Below are 19,530 nucleotides of genomic sequence, written 5' to 3' on the forward strand. Positions count from 1 at the left end.
AGGTGGTGTTCACATGTCTGAAGCACTCTATGCAATCACGTTAATTTGGGGAATCGTTTTTATTTATGCGGTTATGGCTACAATTGATTTTGGTGCGGGTTTCTGGTCCATGATCTACTTAAACAAAAACAACACAAAAGCTACTTCAATCGCTAACAGATACCTCTCTCCATCGTGGGAAGTCACAAATGTTTTCATCGTTGCGATTGTTGTAGCACTGTTTAGTTTCTTTCCTGGTGCAACCTTCACTCTTGGCACAGTCCTCTTAATACCAGGGAGTCTCATCATCCTGTTCCTGGCGATACGCAGTGCCTTTCTAGTTTTTTCACACTCAGCAACAGAAAAGTATAAAAAAATTCTCAGCATTATATCCGGTATAACAGGCTTTCTTATCCCTGCGTTATTGATAGCAGTACTTCCCATTACGCAAGGAGGTTTTATCACACCTACAGAAGGTGCAGGACAACTAGATATAGGCGCACTCTTTACGAGCTTTAACGTCTACGCTTATATGGCCTTTGCAATTTCCAGCACGTTGTTTCTTTCTTCATTACTACTTGCTGACTACTCAAATGTAGCGGGAGATTCAGAGGCATATACGATCTATAGAAGAGACGCAATTCTAGTAGGACCTATCTCTCTTGTTATGGCTGCGTTAATCGTATTAACCATTCGTACAGAAGCTCAATGGCTATTTGAGAACTTATTGGACTATACGCCGTGGTTAATTGGGTCTGTGGTTACATTCTTTATTGGCTATATTGCGCTCTTCATTCCAAGAAAAAAAGGTACAGGAATACCGAGGCTAGCTATGATTAGTGTCGTTATTCAATATTTACTTGCAAGCTACGCGTATGGTTCAGCTCATCTTCCTTATATTGTTTATCCTGACGTTACAATCGAAACGGGCTTTACGAACCCAGCTACATTTAGAGCTCTAATCATTACCTATATTGTTGCGTTTTTCATCCTTACCCCCGGGTTCATATACTTTTGGCGATTATTCCTTAAAGACAAGCGGTATTTAAAGCAGAACGAATCGTAATAGATAATAGACACCTGAAAAGCACGCTATGTTGACGAGAATGGCTATTGGCAGTCCATACACGAAACTAGTGTGCTTTGTTTTGTGTTTAAATTGCTTCATGCCTATGTAGCCACCTAAAGCACCGCCTAGCAGAAAGCTCGTCCACAATGATTTCTCTGATATGCGCGCTCGATGTTTTCTAGCCTTGTTCTTATCTAATCCCATAACAATATAGCTCCATAGGTTGAGCAATACGATGTATACTAAAAGTAATTTCATTATGATATCTCCTAACATAAAAAGCCATCCTCACATGATGAGGATGGCTTGTCTACTTACTTCAAGTTTTCTTTTGCTTTAGATGCAAGTTGTGCGAATGCTTTTTCATCGCTAATTGCAAGCTCAGCAAGCATTTTACGGTTTACTTCGATACCAGCTGTCTTAAGACCGAACATTAGACGGCTGTAAGAAAGTCCGTTCATGCGTGCAGCAGCGTTAATACGAGTGATCCAAAGCTTACGGAAATCACGCTTTTTCTGACGACGGTCACGATAAGCGTACATGTTTGATTTCATAACTTGCTGATTAGCAACTTTGAAAAGCAATGACTTAGATCCGAAATATCCTTTTGCAAGTTTTAAGACTCTTTTACGTCTGCGACGTGTTACGTAGCCACCTTTTACTCTTGGCATACTAAACCCCTCCTAATAGTGTATCAATGTATGATTTTAACGATTACTTTTTGTTGTAGATAAGCGCTTTGATACGCTTGAAGTCTCCAGCTGACACAAGAGAAGCTTTACGAAGTTTACGCTTCTGCTTTTGAGTCTTATGACCGAACATATGGCTAGTGAAAGCACGGCTACGCTTAAGTTTACCTGATCCAGTTTTCTTAAAACGCTTTGATGCTCCACTGTGAGATTTCATTTTTGGCATGAGTGAGTTCCTCCTTAAAGAATTACTTTTCGCTGATTGGTGCTAAGATAAGGAACATGCTGCGTCCTTCCATTTTTGGTTTGGACTCAACAGTTGCGATATCTTTGCAATCTTCTGCAAGGCGCTCAAGCACCTTTTTACCGATATCAGAATGTGTGATCATACGACCGCGGAAACGGATCGATGCCTTCACTTTGTCGCCTTTATCAAGAAACTTACGTGCGTTACGAAGCTTCGTGTTGAAGTCATGTTCCTCGATATTCGGGCTCAAGCGAACTTCTTTAACGGTAATAACTTTTTGTTTCTTACGCGCTTCTTTTTCCTTCTTTTGCTGCTCATAGCGAAACTTTCCGTAGTCCATAATACGACATACTGGAGGTTTTGCGTTTGGAGCAACCATAACCAGATCAAGATTTGCGTTTCGAGCCATATCTAATGCCTCATTTTTTGATTTCACACCAATTTGGTTTCCGTCTGCACCTACGAGACGTACTTCCCGAGCACGGATGCCCTCATTGACGTTCATGTCTCTACTAATAATCAGCCACCTCCATGGTTAATTGTTCGATGTGATCATCTAACAAGATGTCCTTAAATTATCTATTCGGTTCAAAGCATAAAAAAAAGCGTCGGCGCATACGACACCCACACATTCTCTACATAGTACATAAACAATGATACCTGCAAACTACCATAATGGCGTCAATCAGGTGAGAAGCGGGCGCTTCTGCTTGCTTTGTTTCCCGATATTTAATTACCTAAGACAGTATACCATGCTGTTTCAAACTATGTCAAGGCGACATGAAAGAATTCATTTGAAGCGCACTTGATTATCATATCTGATTTTCCTGACGCTGACAAGGGTTTTTTGAAAAAATGATATTGTCTAAAGGATTTATCAGATGACTTTCCTAGCATAACATAAAAAAGCCGGCATGAAAGCCGGCTTTTAAAATTATTTCTTTTCTTTGATTTCTTTTTCTAGATTCGAAGTAAATTCGCTAAGGGCAACTGTTTCAGAATCTTGCTGTCCATAACGACGAACATTAACTGCTTCACCTTCAACTTCCTTATCACCTACAACAAGCATGTAAGGAATCTTTTGCATCTGTGCTTCTCTGATCTTGTAGCCCATCTTCTCATTTCTTTCATCAACCTCTACACGGATGCCTTCACGCTGAAGCTTCTCTTGAACTTTCTTCGCATAGTCAAGGTGTACGTCAGACACAGGGATAATTTCTGCCTGAATTGGTGCTAACCATGTAGGGAATGCTCCTTTGTATTCTTCAATCAAGAAAGCAACGAAACGTTCCATTGTTGAAACAACGCCACGATGGATGACAACCGGACGGTGCTGACCGCCGTCTTCACCGATATAAGAAAGGTCAAAGCGTTCAGGAAGAAGGAAATCAAGCTGAACTGTTGATAGCGTCTCATCTTTACCTAGTGCAGTTTTGACTTGAACGTCTAATTTCGGTCCGTAGAACGCCGCTTCACCTTCAGCTTCAACGTACTCGACATCAAGATCATCCATAGCGTCTTTCAGCATCGCCTGTGCTTTATTCCACATTTCATCATTATCGATGTATTTCTTCTTATCTTCTGGATCCCTATAAGAAAGTCGGAAATAGTAATCGTTGATCTGGAAATCTTCGTACACTTCTTGAACAAGTTTAACAACGCGAATGAATTCTTCTTTAATTTGGTCAGGACGACAGAAGATGTGAGCGTCATTAAGAGTCATCGAACGTACTCGCTGAAGACCAGCTAATGCGCCAGACATCTCATAACGGTGCATCGTACCTAGTTCAGCCACTCGGTAAGGAAGGCTACGATAGCTCTTCAGATCATTTTTGTAAATCATCATGTGGTGAGGACAGTTCATCGGACGAAGAACCAACTCCTCTGTTTCATCCATTTTCATCGGAGGATACATATCTTCTTGATAATGCTCCCAGTGTCCACTTGTTTTGTATAGATCTACGTTTGCCAAGTGAGGTGTATAAACATGGTTATATCCCAAACGTTCTTCAAGATCTACAATGTATCTCTCGATCGTACGGCGAATCGTAGCACCTCTAGGAAGCCAGATTGGCAATCCTTGACCAACTTCTTGTGAAATTGTAAAGAGCTTCAACTCTTTTCCTAGCTTACGGTGATCGCGTTCTTTCGCTTCTTCTAACAATTGAAGATATTCTTCAACCTGAGTCTGTTTCGGGAAAGCTGTACCATAAATACGTTGAAGCATCTGGTTATCGCTATCCCCTCTCCAGTATGCTCCAGCTATTGATAACAATTTAAACGCTTTGATCTTACTTGTTGATGGAACATGAGGACCACGACAAAGATCAAAGAACTCACCTTGCTCATAAATCGTAACTTTTTCGTCAGCTGGAATAGCTTCAAGAAGCTCTAGTTTAAGGTCATCACCAATGTCCTCATACATTTTCTTAGCTTCATCACGAGTTACTTCCTTACGTTTGACCTCAAGATTTTCATTCACAATCTTCTTCATTTCTTTTTCGATTTTAGGAAGATCCTCCGGTGTAATAGACACAGGGCAATCAATATCATAATAAAAGCCGCTATCGATTACAGGCCCAACACCAAGCTTCACATCTTTGAAAAGACGCTTGATCGCTTGTGCCATCAAATGAGCAGTACTGTGACGAAGAACTTCTAGTCCAGCTTCGCTTTCAGGAGTTACGATCTCGATCGCGCCGTCTTCCTCAATTTCGCGTCTTAAATCGATCGTTTCACCGTTTAATTTACCTGCAACAGCTTTCTTTTTAAGACCTGGGCTAATTGAACTCGCAATCTCTTCAGTTGTCGTTCCTTTATTAAATTCCTTAACAGAACCATCAGGAAATGTAATATTTACTAATTCAGCCATGCTCTTCACTCCTTTTTTTGCATATAAAAAACACCCATCCCAAAAGGGACGAGTGTTGATCTCGTGGTTCCACCCTGCTTCCCGCCAGGAGATAATCCGCGGCGGCTCAGACTGCTGTAACGTAGCACAAACGCCGCCCTATTTCCTGAGCGGTGTTCAAAGGTGGTAAGTATACTCCTCACACTAGGATGATCGCACCAGTTCATCCCTCTCTGAAAGTTGACAAAGTATCTCGTATCCTTATCATAACGATTCTCAATATATGTTTATGTAGGTATTATAAGTAGTCGTCTTCATAAAATCAAGCCTATTTCTCATGATTTCCAGAAAAAAATATTTTAGACATATGAAATGGGAAAAAACACAGTCGTTCTTGGAAGACATTACAAATCGTCTGAGTTAACCCTTCTTCCATATGATCTGTAAAAACATTGATTTTGTCTGGAGCAAAATATAAAAGCGGCAACAAAATATCAGGATCGATTTCATCTGTCGTTAACTCATTCGGTAGTTCCTCAAAATACATTTCACTTCTTTTGAGCTTAAGTTTATCGCCACTATCATCTACCAAATGATAGCTCCCATCGTATAAAAGGTTTATTTTTTCTCTCATCGATGATCGAAGCTGAAGAAGTTGTCTAAGATCTTCGATGAAATTCTGATATTCTTGTTCGAGTTTATATTCATCAATTGCTTCTGCAACTAAAGCTGAGAGGAGTTTTTGGTAAGGTCTTGTACGAAAAACGAGAAAAGAGTCAAACGAAATCGTACCGCCTTGTTCAACACAACAAAAAGCTGCATCTCTGAGAACAGTAAACCGCTCACGATAAGCTTCTGTCCTCGGAACGTCAATCCGATCGCCATCTCCAATACTTCTAGCCAAAGCGCAGATTTCATCTATTTCTCCCATATCTTTAAAGTAATAGGTAGACGTAAGTATATTCTGCATCCATGTTTTTTCATAGGTGGTCTTAATACAGAGAGCGAGGCAATCAGCAATTTCAAAACACGTTCTGGAATCATATGGTTCGATCGATACCGATAAAACCAATTCTGCATCATCTACCAGCGTATTTTTATTACTTCCTCTCAAACGAGTAATTAAAGCTGTATGTACAAATTCAAAGTCTGCTTTATTTTTGAACGTAAGTGAAATCAACATTTCTCCCTCCTGTCCACCTTCTTATTAGAGACTATATGGTCTTACTGCATAAAAGATGAATGAAACAAAAAAAAGCCTTCCACGAGTAGTGGAAGACTCTTAAAACTTTCAGGGATTTGCTAGTAAGCACACTTGCGCGCTGCTTACTTTCGTCTGTTTTTCCCTTCTAGAAAAACAGGCGTTGTATAATGTTTGATACGTTCCATAATTCGCTTTGCTTTCGTTAATTCAACGCCTGCTTTATTGGAATAAGCAAGGTGCTCCTCAAGTAAATCATAGTCAAGGTTAGACGAATAGAGTGTAGGCAGCCCCTCAGTCATTCGATATTGAAGCAAGGTTCCTAATATATCATCTCTAACCCATGTCGATATATTTTCTGCACCTATATCGTCTAATATGAGAAGCGGGGTTTCTTTTAAGAAGTTTAGCTTTTCATCGATCGACTGATCTTGAATCGCACTCTTCATTTGTCTAAAGAAATCGGGTGTATAGATAAACTGAGATTGCACACCTTTTTCTTTTGCAAGCTGATTCGCGATCGCACCGAGTAGAAAAGTTTTTCCTACTCCAAAGCCTCCGTGGATATACAGTCCTTTCGACGTTTCACCTGGGACAAACTCTTCAACATATTGATCAGCTGCTTGAAATGCGTCAATTCTCCCACCATCATCATCGATGTCAGCGAAAGTAGCATTAAGGATTTCTTTAGGAATATAATAACTTTTCACCATTTCATTACGCTTCTTGTTATCCTCTTCCTGAATTCTTGTAGGACAACGATTGTACCGAATGTCGATCACCGTTCGATTAATAAATAATTCAGGTTCATATCCATCCATCATGTTAATACACTCGGAAAGTCCAGGACAGCCTTCACAACCTTTCGTTTGAGTTGTGTATTCATAGAGCCTCGCAAGACTTCGGTCGATCATTTTTTCATCGACTTCCTCATGTTCTTCACAAAACGAACGAATATGAGGGTCAGCCATAATCGCCTTCTTCATTTCCTTATACTGCTGTTGAATCTTGTTATTTGCAGGCATTTTATTAAAAGATTCTTGAATAGATTCCATCTCGATTTCACCCGCTTTCTTCTTCTAATCTTTATCTTTCTTGTATTTACTTAAGAATTTCTGCAACTGCTTCTGCTTTTCTTCGCGCTCTCCTTCATCCATTTCTGGTTCTTTAGGATTCGAAATCCACTCCGGTACTTTATCTGTTCTTGTGGAAGGTCTGTTTCGGTTAGGTTGCTTACCCGTTTTCTTAGGAGAAGGTTGTTCCAATTCTTTAATCGCTAAATTCATAGCTTCTCTAACCGTTTTCACATTTGCTCTCGCCCAATGGCTCGCAAACTTCTCAACGTAATTCTTAGAGAGCTTCTTGTCCTGTGTCTCTAGAATAAAGTCCAAGAGAACGTTCATCACACCCGGATTTAAGTTCTGCTCGTCCATAATTCGCTCGACCATTCGCATATCGGCTTGAGAAGGTTTGCCACCTGCTGCCGCTCTTTGCAAGATATCATATGGGGTCATCTGTTCATAACGTTGCGCAGCTTTTTCCTCACTTGTTGATGGTTCTTTTTTATGAAACTCTTGTAATTCTGTTGGCTGCTTTCTCATTTGGAGCGCAGGTACTTTCCCTTTATTCTCTAACGCGAACCAGCTGCTAACTTCTTTACGCAGCAAATCTTCAGTTAGCTGATCATGATGGATAGCTGCTTGTTCTACAATTCTTGCCATCTCATATGGTTCGATTTTGTAGACGAATGCAAGGCGCTCAATCGTCTGTTTAACAGATTTAGTTAGCATTTGATTTGATACAATCATATCAGAAATATGCTGCTTCATCACTTCAAAATCAAATTGAGGCGAACTGAACACGAGCCCTTTGTTATCAGTTCTACCGACAACAGCAACATCCGTCTCTTCACTTTCTTCAGCTAACACCATTTCAGATGGATGAAGGGAATCGAAAACTTCATTAAACGACGCGGTAACGTCCGTGTACGCGTCAAGATCGATGTGCTGATGCGAGAAGTGTTTTTTCAACTCATTATAGCGATTTTTTCCGAGTCTATTATATAGATAAATATTTAGAACACCATCATTAAAAAAACGCTCTGGTGTTAGAGGAGGGTTTAATTCGTAAGCGAAATGTCTCGGGTCGTCGTCCTTTTTTAAATATGTTTTCATTAGACCGATTCCCTCTAATTTCCTTCTTTCTTCAAGAACTTTCTTTAGATCCCACCTCATCATAACCTTTAAACTATGATGCGTCATAGTAGAAGGGCTAGAGACTTGATGCTCATACGTGCTCCAAAGCGTCATATATAAACTATAAGCTTCTGCGCCTATCAGAGGCTGATACAAAAGGGTTAATATTTTCCTGTCATACTCATGCAAAAGGCCCACAGCCTCCACTTGTAGAGTATCAACAGGGAGAAGTTCTTTCCAATGCATATGCTTCACCTTTAATTTCTTCTTTATTATTGTACTTCACTACTATAATTAGTCTTCTTTACGTACAAAAAAAGAGCTTAATCTAAGCTCTCTTTCTTCACTCCGCTCTGTTTATCAATTCTTTCAGTTCTTTGATGAACACATTGATATCTTTAAATTGACGATATACTGAAGCGAACCTTACATAGGCAACCTCATCTACCCTAGCGAGCTGATCCATGACAAGCTCACCAATCACGTCACTGCTTATTTCGGAAGCCCCTTGGTTTCGTAGTTCACGTTCAATTTCATTTACTACTTTTTCAAGAGTTTCTAAAGGAACTGGTCTTTTTTCACATGCTTTGATTAAACCTCGAAGAATTTTGTCTCTGCTAAATTCCTCTCTTGTTCCTTCTTTCTTTACTACGATAAGCGGAATTTCTTCAACCGTTTCAAAAGTAGTAAAACGGTATGTACAAGATTCACATTCACGACGTCTACGAATAGACCTACCCTCATGGACAGGCCTGGAATCTAGTACTCGTGTTCCATTATTATTACAGTTGGGACAACGCATCAGATCATCTCCACCAAACGAACAAGATTTCTATTTCTTATTTTAGCACAGATTAAAGCAGTGCACTATTCCTAAAACTAATTAGAGTGCCCAGTACCTAAGAAAGTAAGTTGTTTCTGTAGTGCTTGATAAGATGTTTCTATAACCTTTTTACTAAAACCAAAATCAACTGGTAATGGGGTTTCTGTAGATACAGAAAAGTCAATCGCCGTGTTATATGCTCGTACTGAGACGACGGTTACAACGATAAGGGCTTTCTTTCCTTCATTTATCTGAAACACGAACTCTCCACGATCAAGAGAATCTGTTACAATTTTCCCTTTATATTGATTTTGCAATATTTCCTTCGCTGCTTTATAACCTTGTTCCTTAGTTGTTTTAAAATATTGTGTTTTAAGTGCATCATTCGGGTGCATTTCTGCTGTTTCCGCTCTGTTAGTAAAAAAATCTTTAATCCCCACAGTGTTCCCCCTTTATTTTTTATAAGAATAGCAAGAAACTAGAAAGAAATCAATTCACCAAAGATCCCCTTTTAGTTTTTAGACATAATAAAAAGGAGTGCGCTAGCACTCCTTGAGTCAATCATATAGTTTATGAAGTAAACGCTGATTCTTGCTCTCTAAGTCTTGGTTTCACAGGTCCCATTCCACGTGGTAACTCGATGTTCTCTCTAGTATCGGCACCAAGTGCGTCTGCAATGTAGTTCGCAGCGACATTAGGATCAAGGTCACCGCAAGTATATACATCGATGCTTGCGTAGCCGTGCTCAGGAAAACTATGAATCGTTAAATGTGATTCAGAAATAATAACAACACCACTTACACCTTGAGGTGCAAACTTGTGAAATGCTACTTCTCTGACTTCTGCACCAGACTTTAGTGCTGCCTCTACAAACGTTTCTTCAATAAGTTTCATATCGTTAAGCTTTTCGATGTTACAACCCCATAATTCAGCTATAACATGTCGTCCAATTGTTTCCATTTTTAAATATCCCCCTTTAATTTTACTCATGCGATTAGCATGCGGTATTGAAAATCCACCACGGGGGAAAGTTAGTCCGATGAGGTCCTAACCCTTTAAGTAGTTTTCAACGCCATTTTGCTATAAAAGAAGTTCACGAAAAATAGTATAAGGCTTTTAAAATAGATTTGCAACTACAAAATTTTATCAATGAAAGGAATAGTGTTCTCTTCTGTCTATAGGCAAAACCTTGAATTTATGCAAAAAAAGAAGCAGGGAACATAGCCCTGCTTCTTACTTATACGCTTACTTCGGATTGGCTGGGTATTTTCTCGCCAACATATTTCGCCATATCCACAACGCGACATGAGTAGCCCCATTCATTATCATACCAAGCTAATACTTTAACTTTATTTTTCTCGACCACCATCGTTGATAGACCATCAACGATCGATGAATTAGCGTTTCCATTGTAATCGATCGAAACAAGCGGCTCATCAGAGAAACCTAAAATTCCGCGGAGAGGACCTTCAGAAGCAGCCTTCAGCGCATCGTTTACTTCTTCAACTGTTACATCCTTCTTTAGATCGACAACTAAATCCACTAGCGAGACATTCGGTGTTGGCACTCGAAGTGACATGCCATTGAGTTTTCCTTCTAGATGAGGCAATACTTTGGAAATAGCTTTCGCCGCACCAGTTGTTGTAGGAATGATGGATTGACCACACGCTCTTGCTCTTCTTAAATCTTTGTGAGGGTTGTCAATATTTTTTTGATCATTTGTATAAGCATGGACTGTCGTCATCATACCAGTTTCGATACCGAATGATTTATCTAACACTTTCACGACAGGTGCAAGACAGTTCGTTGTACATGATGCATTTGATAAAACATGATGCTCTTCAGGTTTGTATTCGCTTTCATTTATGCCCATAACGACCGTCAGATCTTCATTCTTCCCAGGAGCAGTAATGATAACTTTCTTTGCTCCAGCATCCAAGTGAAGTGCTGCACCATCGCGTGAATTAAACTTTCCAGTTGCTTCGATCACAATATCGATCTTCAAGTCGTTCCATGGGAGCTTACTAGGATCGCGATCACTTATTACTTTGATTTCTTTGCCGTTTATTTTAATCCCGTTTTCACTAGGAATAACCTCTCCGTCAAACGTTCCGTGGATACTGTCATATTTAATCAGATGACTTAACGTTTCAGGTGGATAACTGGCGTTTATTGCTACTACTTCTAAACTCTCTTCAGTAATCGCCTTTCTAAAAACCATACGCCCAATTCTTCCAAAGCCATTTATCGCTATTCTTGATTTCATCCAGCGTTCCTCCCACCATTTATGTGTTATACTCTTTTTTGTTTTTCTCACGATTAGTATAACATATAATATGCATTTTAAAAGATTTATTTACACCATTCACCCAAAAAGGGGGAGATATGGGTGGTTAACATTCGAGAGGATCACATTAGGTTCTAATAGCAAAACAAAAACACGCCATTTCGACGTGTTTTACCTTAATGAATATCCCATTTTTCTATTATGGTTTTCAGCTGTATTTCAGTATCTTCCTTTGATCCTGTATTATCGATTACCTCATCGGCTAATTTCTTCTTCTCTTCGATTGGCATCTGTGAACGTATTCTTTGAGCCGCTTCTTCTCTCGAACTACCGTCACGTTCGATCAACCGCTTTAATTGTGTTTCGGAATCCACGTAAACGACTAGGATGCGATCCACTAGGTATTGAAGTTCACTCTCGAATAGGAGTGGTATATCTAATACAACATGCTCATGACCGTTCTCTTTATATTCCTTTGCATCTTCAAGCATTCGCTTTCGAATAGCAGGATGGATAATCTCATTGAGTTTCGAGCGTTTTTCATCATCCCCAAAAATAATAGAGCCTAATTTCTTTCGATCAAGGCTTCCTTCTTCCGTTCTCATTTCTTCACCAAACACATGGACGATTTCGTCTAATGCTGGCTCACCGGGCGCCACAACTTCTCTTGCAATAATGTCTGCATCGATAACAGGGATAGAAAGGGACCTCATCATTTCTGCGACGGTACTTTTTCCACTAGCTATTCCTCCGGTAAGGCCAATATTCATATGTTTCCTCCTCTCACATCTTCATAAAACCGATGATGATCAGTAAACAACCTGGTAGATAAGAAAGCTTATCGACCCACTTTACTCCCGATGCTAAATTTCCACACTTCAATCCTAAAAAAACAAAAAGCGAGCTCATACACGCGATCAAAAGAGCAGTTTGGAGAGGTGCATATCCAATCATCGATGCCCCAATCCCCGCACCAAAAGCATCCAGAGACAGAGCAGCTCCTAACATCACTGCCTCGATCCCCGTTATTGTTCCTGAATCATCAAAGTCAGCTGTCGTTGGTTTTCGTAAAATACTGATGACAACCCCAAGTGACCTTATTTCATAATGAAGTAAGATTCGCTCTGATACAGTTTTCTCAGTACTACTACCACCACGTACCATTTGATACAACACCCAGCCACCAAGAGCTACGAGGATGCCTCCCCCTATTCTCTGAGCGAGCGTCTCAGATATCCATAATTGTAGAATTGAGCCGAGGCCCATTGCGACTAGCATGGATACTGCAGAACAAATGGTCAAAATAATAATCGATTTAAACGGAATTTTCATCCTTCGCAATCCGTATGTTAAGCCAGCTCCAAATCCATCGACACTTACAGCAAAGGCGAGAAAGAATAGTGAAACCCAGTGCATTGGCGAGCTCCTTCCATACTAAAATCTTTGATAGTATATGAATAGAGCCCTTCCAACGCTACGAATCAACTTTTCTTTTGACAGTTAGGACAATATGTCGTTCCTCTTCCACCAACTACTTTTTTCTCCAGTAGTGCATTACACCTTTTGCACGATAATCCCACTCTTCCGTAAACATAAAGGCTATCTTGATAAGTACCGATCTTGCCTTGGCTATTAACATAAGACCTTATCGTGCTACCGCCTTTTTCCACAGCATCTCTTAGGGTTTCGATAATTTCTCCATGTAGTGTAACAAGTTCGTTATCTGTTAACGTAGACGCCACTCGCTCAGGATGAATTCCAGCTTTGAATAGCGCTTCGTCGACATAAATATTACCAAGTCCAACGACGATCGTTTGATCAAGTAAAACTGTTTTTACATGCCGCCTTGTTTTCTGAAGGCCGCTTTTTAATACATTTGGTGTAAATTGATCAGAAAACGGTTCTAGACCTAGCTGAGCTAGCGGTAGAACCTCTTCTTCTGTTCCTAAAGGAAGGAGATGCATCGTGCCAAACTTTCGGACATCGTGGTACCTGAGCTCTGATCCATCCTCAAACTTAAAGAACACATGAGTATGATGGTCGAATTCTTCATCACTTTTTGCCACACGATACTTTCCTTCCATACGAAGGTGAGACACGATGACATCATCTGTTAATAAGAGTTTTAGAAACTTCCCTCTTCTCTTCACACCCGTAAACGTTTGACCGATTACTTTCATCCTGAACACTTCACTATCATCAGGAGACTTAATCATCTTTGGCCACTTGATCACAACGTCTGTAATTTTCTTTCCAACAATTAAATCTTGCAGTGTTTGTTTAACCGTTTCTACTTCCGGTAACTCCGGCATATTTCTCTCTCCTTTGATGCGAACTACTTAGCATCATACCAGGTGGAGCCATACTCATAATCAACCTTTAATGGAACGACTAGTTCAATAGCAGTTTCCATCACATCGGGTACAATGCGTTTCAATGTTTCGATCTCTTCTTCAGGCGCCTCGAAAATAAGTTCATCGTGTACCTGAAGGAGCATTCTTGTTTCAAGTTTCTCGTCTTTCAAACGTTTATCCATCTCAACCATGGCTTTTTTGATAATGTCTGCAGCCGTACCTTGAATAGGAGTGTTCATTGCAGTTCGTTCCGCAAAACTTCTTTGGTTGAAGTTTCGGGCATTGATTTCTGGCAAGTAACGTCTTCTATTCATAAGAGTAGAAACATAGCCATCTTCCTTTGCCTTGGTCACAACGTCCTCCATATACTGCTTTACGCCTGGGAAACTTTCAAGATATCGTTCAATAAACTCGGAAGCCTCTTTCCTCGTAATATCTAGACTCTGAGATAGACCATAATCACTAATTCCATAAACGATACCAAAGTTAACGGCCTTTGCATGCCTTCTCATTTCAGACGTCACATCGTCTTTCGCTACGCTAAATACGTTCATTGCCGTTTTCGTATGGATGTCTTCACCTTTTTGGAAAGCTTCGATCAAGTTCTCATCTTGTGCGATGTGGGCAAGAACACGCAGTTCAATCTGAGAATAGTCTGCCGCAAACATAACCCAATTCTTCGTGGTAGGAATAAAGGCCTGACGAATTTTTCTTCCTTCTTCTAAACGAATCGGGATGTTTTGCAAGTTAGGATCCGTAGAGCTAAGTCTTCCTGTTTGAGTGAGAGCCTGATTAAACCTCGTATGGATTTTGCCAGTTTCTCTAAATGTCACTTTCAATAATCCCTCGATATACGTTGAATTCAATTTCCCTAATTGTCTATAGAGTAAGATTTCTGGAATAATGTCGTGCTTGCTTTCTAGCTTTTCAAGGATATCTGCAGAGGTGGAGTAACCTGTCTTTGTTTTTTTAATAACAGGTAACTCAAGCTTCTCAAAGAGCACTTCTCCAAGCTGCTTTGGCGAATTAATATTAAATTCAGTCTGTGCTAGTTCAAAGATACGTTCTTCAATTTCTTTCAGCTTCTTATTTAGATCCTTCCCCATCTTTTCTAACCGTTCGACGTCAACACTCACGCCCTGCGTCTCCATTTCACCTAACACGAGGGTCAGAGGCATCTCTAAATCATGGAATAGTTCTATTTGGTTATTCTTGTCTAATTGCTCTTCCAACGTCTCTTTCAGCTGATAGACTGCATACCCTTTTCGCACTAAGTGGTCGGCAAGGTCATCTTCACCTGGAACAGCTCGTTTCGCACCCTTACCATAAACCGCTTCATCTGAGGAAACCACCGAAAATCCTTCACGTTTTGAAATAGCGGATAGATCATGTGTCGATTCTGATGGATTCAGAAGGTATGACGCGATAACAAGGTCAAACGTAATCCCTTTCAGATGAATTCCTTTCCAGCCAAGAGCTACGACTGCTCGCTTTGCATCGAATACCCATTTCTTTTTCGACTCATCTCGAAGATAGGATCGAAACAGTTCGGATTCCAATGCTGTCTCCTCAGGAATATAAAAATTCCCCTTCTCATTTACGAGTGAAAATCCTTGTATTTCGGAATTATGGTAATTCTCTTCCATCACTTCTACAATGAGTGCGGATGGATTCGCAAGATGTTCTTCTTTGATTTCTTCCAAAAACTCAACTTTAAGATCATCCATCTTCTCTTCTTCTACACTTTCTCCACCAATACGATCAAGAAGTGTTTTAAAACCTAAATCTTGAAAAAGTCCGCTTACCGATTCAGTTTTATACCCTTCAAACACCATATCGTTAATTCCGATTGAAAGAGGGGTTTCTTTGAAGATGGTAACAAGTTCTTTACTCATCATCGCCTGATCTTTATTATCTTCTAATTTTTCTTTTAACTTCTTCCCTGATACGTTATCGATGGAATCATAAACGCCTTCTAAGGTCTGATGTTCTTTTAAGAGCTTAAGCGCTGTTTTCTCCCCAACACCCGGAACACCAGGAATATTATCTGAGTTATCTCCCATCAGCGCTTTCATGTCGATGATTTGTTTAGGCGTGATGCCGTACTTTTCATTCAAGAATTCAGGATCGTATGTATCGATATCTGTTATTCCTTTTCTTGTTAATGCTACGTGGACTTTATCAGATACAAGTTGAAGAAGGTCCTTATCACCTGAGTAGATCTTTACATCCCAGTCTTCTTTACTAGCCATTCCAGCAACTGTACCGATAATATCATCTGCTTCATAATTCTCTATTTCATATCGTTTTATATTAAATGCATCAAGCACTTCACGAATAACGGGAAATTGCTCACTCAATTCAGATGGTGTTTTCTGTCTTCCACCCTTGTATTCTGTATAGGTTTTATGTCTAAACGTTGTTTTACCCGCATCAAAAGCAACTAGCATATGTGTGGGTGATTCATTCTCAATAATTTTCAAAAGCATTGTCGTAAATCCATAGACAGCGTTTGTATATACACCTTTATCATTGTTTAAAAGGGGCAATGCAAAAAAAGCTCTATACGCAATACTGTTACCATCTATCAATACAAGTTTATTTTTCAATGGTAAGCCTCCCATTCTTTTCGATTAACTAGTAAGTATGTTTTTTCATTCTCCACTACAAAAACACCTGTCCATTCATTTTACCATGACGGCATCAAGAATGAAAAAACAGGTGTGATTGCGTTTCTTTTCAAAAAAAAGAGACGAGTAGAACTCGTCTAAAATCATGCTCTAGTCATGATGAAGGGGTCAATTGTTACTTTACAGAAATAATTTTAAGGGCGTATAAACAAAGTGTAAACTTAACGTAAACTTTAATAAATTCGTTCTTTGAGAAGCGTAATCGTGAAAGTAGATCCCTCACCAAGCTCACTATCAACAGATATTTTACCATTATGTGCTTCCACAAGATGTTTCACGATCGCAAGACCAAGCCCTGTTCCACCAAGGTTCCTGCTTCTAGCCTTATCGACACGATAAAAGCGTTCAAAAATTCTTGGCAACTCTTCTTTTTTTATACCGATGCCGTTGTCAGTAATTTTGAATTCTACCGTATCAACTTGTTCTTTTACGTATATGTTTACTTTTCCGTTCTCTGGTGTGTAAGTCAAGCTATTAGATATCAAGTTCAAAAACACTTGTTTTAGTCGATGAACGTCCCCTTTAATTTGTGTATCCCCTTCATACGAAGCGATCACTTCAATCGCTTTCTTATCTGCTTTATTCTTCGTCAATAGCACACAATCATCAACGATCTCTTTAAGATTAGCGTCCTGCCAATTTAGAGAAAAATGTTTCTGTTCCATCTTAGATAAATCGAGTAAATCTTGAATTAGTGTCTGAAGACGATCACTTTCATCGTGAATGATTGTAAGAAATTTTGTACGAAATTCCTTATTTTCCATTGCGCCATCCAACAACGTTTCTGCAAACCCTTTTAACGAGGTTACCGGTGTTTTGAGTTCATGAGAGACATTCGCAACAAAGTCTTTTCTCATTTGCTCAAGTTTCTTTATATCCGTAATATCATGAAAAACGAGTACAACGCCCTTCATCTGATCATCATGTGCAAGGATAGGAGCACCAGAAACATCGAAATGACGAAACTCTAATCCCACTGGAAGTTCAACTTGTTTTTGAACCGTCCCTTCAATCAATAGCGTCTCTTCCACTAATTGAACAATCTCTTCGTATGGAATCGATTCATAATAAAGTTCGTCTATGTAATCATTTGTGTCGATACCAAACGTGTCTTTGTAAAAGCGATTCACCAAATTGATGTGTCCTTTTACATCGATTAATATCAATCCGCTATTCATATTTTCAATTAATGTCATCAAACGATTTTGCTGAATCTCATATGAATTAGTCATACTTTCTAAATTTCTAGCAAGGATATTGAGGGAATGGCTAAACTGTCCAGTCTCATCCAACTTGTATTCATACGTCCGTGCTTTGAAATTACCTGAAGCTAATTCGTTGGCAACTTTTAGTGCCCCTTCAAGAGGTTTTGTTAACCTACTTGAAATCCGAAAACTAATGTAAACGAAAAGCAAATAAGCAATTCCAAACGCAATACTAAGCACCCACCACATATTTTTGAGCTGTTCATTAGAAGCCTCTGCAAACAAGATTCCTTCGAATATGTTTCCAAGTAACACGACCATCATAACGAATACAAAAAAGAGTACAATAAATTGTCCATTTAGAAAACGTGATCGAAAACGTTTCATTAGGTTGAAGGTCCTTCTAACTTATACCCAAGACCTCGTATTGTCTTGATATACTCTGGTTTACGAGTATTTTGCTCAATCTTCTCTCTTAAATGACTAACGTGAACGTCAACAATTCGTGTATCTCCTACAAAGTCATAATTCCAGACCGCACTTAACAGCTGTTCACGCGTCAGAACTCTTCCTTTGTGTCGAACTAAATAAACAAGTAGCTCAAACTCTTTTGGAGTAACTTCCATCAGTTCACCCTGGAAGTATGCTTCATAATTATTTGGGTAAACATCTAACTCGCCAACTTGTATTCTTTCTCCTTCTTCTGTGGTTGATGACTTCATACCTTCTAACTGTTTTATTCTTCTAAGAATCGCTTTAACACGAGCCACAACTTCTCGTGGACTAAACGGTTTGGTCATATAGTCATCCGCACCAAGCTCAAGTCCTAATACTTTATCAAATTCATCATCCTTGGCCGTCAACATAAGGACAGGTGTAAAGATATGTCGACTTCTCAGTTCTTTACAAACCTCAAGTCCGTCCATCTCTGGCAACATTAAATCAAGAATGATGCAATTCGGCTTATCTAATTCAACCTTCTCTAGAGCTTCCGCTCCATCGTCTGCAGTTACAACTTCATAACCCGCTTGTTCAAGATTGAATTGAAGCAATGTCTGAATAGACATCTCATCTTCAACTACAAGTATCTTCTGAGCCATTGTATTACCCCCTAAACATTTTCCCCATTCATCTATGTTCTAGAGCCAATTACCAGGACTTCTTTTATTTTTTCCTGAATACCTACATAATACTATTCTTTTCACAAAGGAAAAAGAGATACTTATCGAGGTTTTTATAATAATGATGTAATTTGACCTTCATGTTGTTAGGACGAAACGAATGAAACACCACTTTCCATTACATCGATAGTTTCTATTTAATCACAGAAATTGATTAAAGCGAACTTTTTTGACCAACAAAAAAGAGCCTCTTTCGGCTCTTAGAAATTCTCAAATGAAGTTGTTTTCGTCAAAGGCTTTGTTGGATATGGCGGGCAAACAACGAATTGTCCGTTTAAAATAACAGTCCCCTCTTCATTTTCCCCTTCAACCTTTACAGTAATTTCGTGATCTTGATTATTGACGTCAATTACTTCAAAACCAAATTGAACAGATTCATAATGATAAACAGGATTCAGAAAGTCCACTTCCTGTTTTTTCACGCTACTACCTGGACCTGGGAGGTATTTTGAGATAGCACCCGTAACGATAGCTAACAGCATAATCTGTGGAACGATCGGCTTCTTGAATGGTGTTAATGATGCATAATCGTGTTGAATGAAAAGAGGATTATTGTCGTTAGAAATTCCAAGATACAATAACAGCTCTCGATCATCTATTTTTTCTGTCACTTCCAATTTCTCACCAACTGAAATTTCTTCGATCATTCGGCCAATCTTGCGTTTTTTTCCTAATAGCATGATACATCCCCCTTTAACCATAGTGAGAAAGCGCTTTCTTTCTTTTAGTAAAAGAGATCCGGTATGAACCGGATCGTCT

20 protein-coding genes and 1 other annotated feature are annotated in these 19,530 nt (G+C 39.4%); of the genes, 1 reads left to right on the forward strand and 19 read right to left on the reverse strand.

Features of this window, described 5'->3' with window-relative positions:
• Positions 1-13 precede the first annotated feature (13 nt).
• Positions 14-1,045, forward strand: a complete 1,032-nt coding sequence (locus LCM09_RS03310; protein WP_224878692.1) for a cytochrome d ubiquinol oxidase subunit II — start codon at positions 14-16, stop codon at positions 1,043-1,045.
• Here LCM09_RS03310 and LCM09_RS03315 read toward each other — a convergent pair.
• The 19 genes from LCM09_RS03315 to LCM09_RS03405 form a co-directional block, all read right to left on the reverse strand.
• Positions 1,025-1,306, reverse strand: coding sequence for a DUF1294 domain-containing protein (locus LCM09_RS03315; RefSeq protein WP_224878693.1), 282 nt, complete (start codon positions 1,304-1,306; stop codon positions 1,025-1,027). The two genes, LCM09_RS03310 and LCM09_RS03315, sit on opposite strands and share 21 nt — an antisense overlap.
• 56 nt (positions 1,307-1,362) lie before the next feature.
• Complete coding sequence (gene rplT, locus LCM09_RS03320; RefSeq protein WP_224878694.1) at positions 1,363-1,719, reverse strand: 50S ribosomal protein L20; 357 nt, start codon at positions 1,717-1,719, stop codon at positions 1,363-1,365.
• 43 nt (positions 1,720-1,762) lie between these two features.
• The gene (gene rpmI, locus LCM09_RS03325) at positions 1,763-1,963 is read right to left on the reverse strand and encodes a 50S ribosomal protein L35 (RefSeq protein WP_224878695.1); all 201 of its coding nucleotides are present in this window, start codon (positions 1,961-1,963) and stop codon (positions 1,763-1,765) included.
• Between the two features lie 22 nt (positions 1,964-1,985).
• A complete protein-coding gene (gene infC / locus LCM09_RS03330) occupies positions 1,986-2,489 on the reverse strand; it encodes a translation initiation factor IF-3 (protein ID WP_224878696.1) in 504 nt (167 codons plus the stop codon).
• Between the two features lie 88 nt (positions 2,490-2,577).
• Positions 2,578-2,702 (reverse strand) — a sequence feature (ribosomal protein L20 leader region).
• A 216-nt stretch (positions 2,703-2,918) separates the two neighbouring features.
• Positions 2,919-4,856 (reverse strand): threonine--tRNA ligase, encoded by a 1,938-nt coding sequence (gene thrS / locus LCM09_RS03335; RefSeq protein WP_224878697.1) that lies wholly within the window; start codon positions 4,854-4,856, stop codon positions 2,919-2,921.
• Positions 4,857-5,163: 307 nt separating this feature from the next.
• Positions 5,164-6,018 (reverse strand): sporulation protein YtxC, encoded by an 855-nt coding sequence (gene ytxC / locus LCM09_RS03340; RefSeq protein ID WP_224878698.1) that lies wholly within the window; start codon positions 6,016-6,018, stop codon positions 5,164-5,166.
• Between the two features lie 143 nt (positions 6,019-6,161).
• Positions 6,162-7,091: a primosomal protein DnaI gene (gene dnaI, locus LCM09_RS03345; RefSeq protein ID WP_224878699.1), complete on the reverse strand. Its 930-nt coding sequence runs from the start codon at positions 7,089-7,091 to the stop codon at positions 6,162-6,164.
• 24 nt (positions 7,092-7,115) lie between these two features.
• A complete protein-coding gene (locus LCM09_RS03350) occupies positions 7,116-8,477 on the reverse strand; it encodes a replication initiation and membrane attachment family protein (RefSeq protein WP_224878700.1) in 1,362 nt (453 codons plus the stop codon).
• 97 nt (positions 8,478-8,574) lie between these two features.
• Positions 8,575-9,033, reverse strand: a complete 459-nt coding sequence (nrdR, locus tag LCM09_RS03355) for a transcriptional regulator NrdR (RefSeq protein WP_224878701.1) — start codon at positions 9,031-9,033, stop codon at positions 8,575-8,577.
• 77 nt (positions 9,034-9,110) lie between these two features.
• On the reverse strand, positions 9,111-9,494 hold the full coding sequence (locus tag LCM09_RS03360) for a cytosolic protein (protein WP_224878702.1): 384 nt from the start codon (positions 9,492-9,494) through the stop codon (positions 9,111-9,113).
• Between the two features lie 130 nt (positions 9,495-9,624).
• Positions 9,625-10,014, reverse strand: a complete 390-nt coding sequence (gene speD / locus LCM09_RS03365) for an adenosylmethionine decarboxylase (RefSeq protein ID WP_224878703.1) — start codon at positions 10,012-10,014, stop codon at positions 9,625-9,627.
• Between the two features lie 277 nt (positions 10,015-10,291).
• Complete coding sequence (locus tag LCM09_RS03370) at positions 10,292-11,320, reverse strand: glyceraldehyde-3-phosphate dehydrogenase (protein ID WP_224878704.1); 1,029 nt, start codon at positions 11,318-11,320, stop codon at positions 10,292-10,294.
• A 197-nt stretch (positions 11,321-11,517) separates the two neighbouring features.
• Positions 11,518-12,111, reverse strand: coding sequence for a dephospho-CoA kinase (gene coaE, locus LCM09_RS03375; protein WP_224878705.1), 594 nt, complete (start codon positions 12,109-12,111; stop codon positions 11,518-11,520).
• 13 nt (positions 12,112-12,124) lie between these two features.
• Entirely contained in the window at positions 12,125-12,757 is a 633-nt protein-coding gene (ytaF, locus tag LCM09_RS03380; RefSeq protein ID WP_224878706.1) for a sporulation membrane protein YtaF, read from the reverse strand.
• A gap of 65 nt (positions 12,758-12,822) precedes the next feature.
• Positions 12,823-13,653 (reverse strand): DNA-formamidopyrimidine glycosylase, encoded by an 831-nt coding sequence (mutM, locus tag LCM09_RS03385; RefSeq protein ID WP_224878707.1) that lies wholly within the window; start codon positions 13,651-13,653, stop codon positions 12,823-12,825.
• A 23-nt stretch (positions 13,654-13,676) separates the two neighbouring features.
• On the reverse strand, positions 13,677-16,304 hold the full coding sequence (polA, locus tag LCM09_RS03390; protein WP_404800776.1) for a DNA polymerase I: 2,628 nt from the start codon (positions 16,302-16,304) through the stop codon (positions 13,677-13,679).
• Positions 16,305-16,558: 254 nt separating this feature from the next.
• Positions 16,559-17,977, reverse strand: coding sequence for a two-component system histidine kinase PnpS (gene pnpS, locus LCM09_RS03395; RefSeq protein ID WP_224878709.1), 1,419 nt, complete (start codon positions 17,975-17,977; stop codon positions 16,559-16,561).
• Positions 17,977-18,690, reverse strand: coding sequence for a response regulator transcription factor (locus tag LCM09_RS03400; RefSeq protein WP_224878710.1), 714 nt, complete (start codon positions 18,688-18,690; stop codon positions 17,977-17,979). Before LCM09_RS03400 ends, pnpS begins: the two co-directional genes overlap by 1 nt.
• Before the next feature lie 281 nt (positions 18,691-18,971).
• Positions 18,972-19,451, reverse strand: a complete 480-nt coding sequence (locus LCM09_RS03405) for a MaoC family dehydratase (protein ID WP_224878711.1) — start codon at positions 19,449-19,451, stop codon at positions 18,972-18,974.
• Positions 19,452-19,530: the final 79 nt, after the last annotated feature.

It is taken from the genome of Guptibacillus algicola (genome assembly GCF_020171805.1).
Lineage (GTDB): Bacteria > Bacillota > Bacilli > Bacillales > Guptibacillaceae > Guptibacillus > Guptibacillus algicola.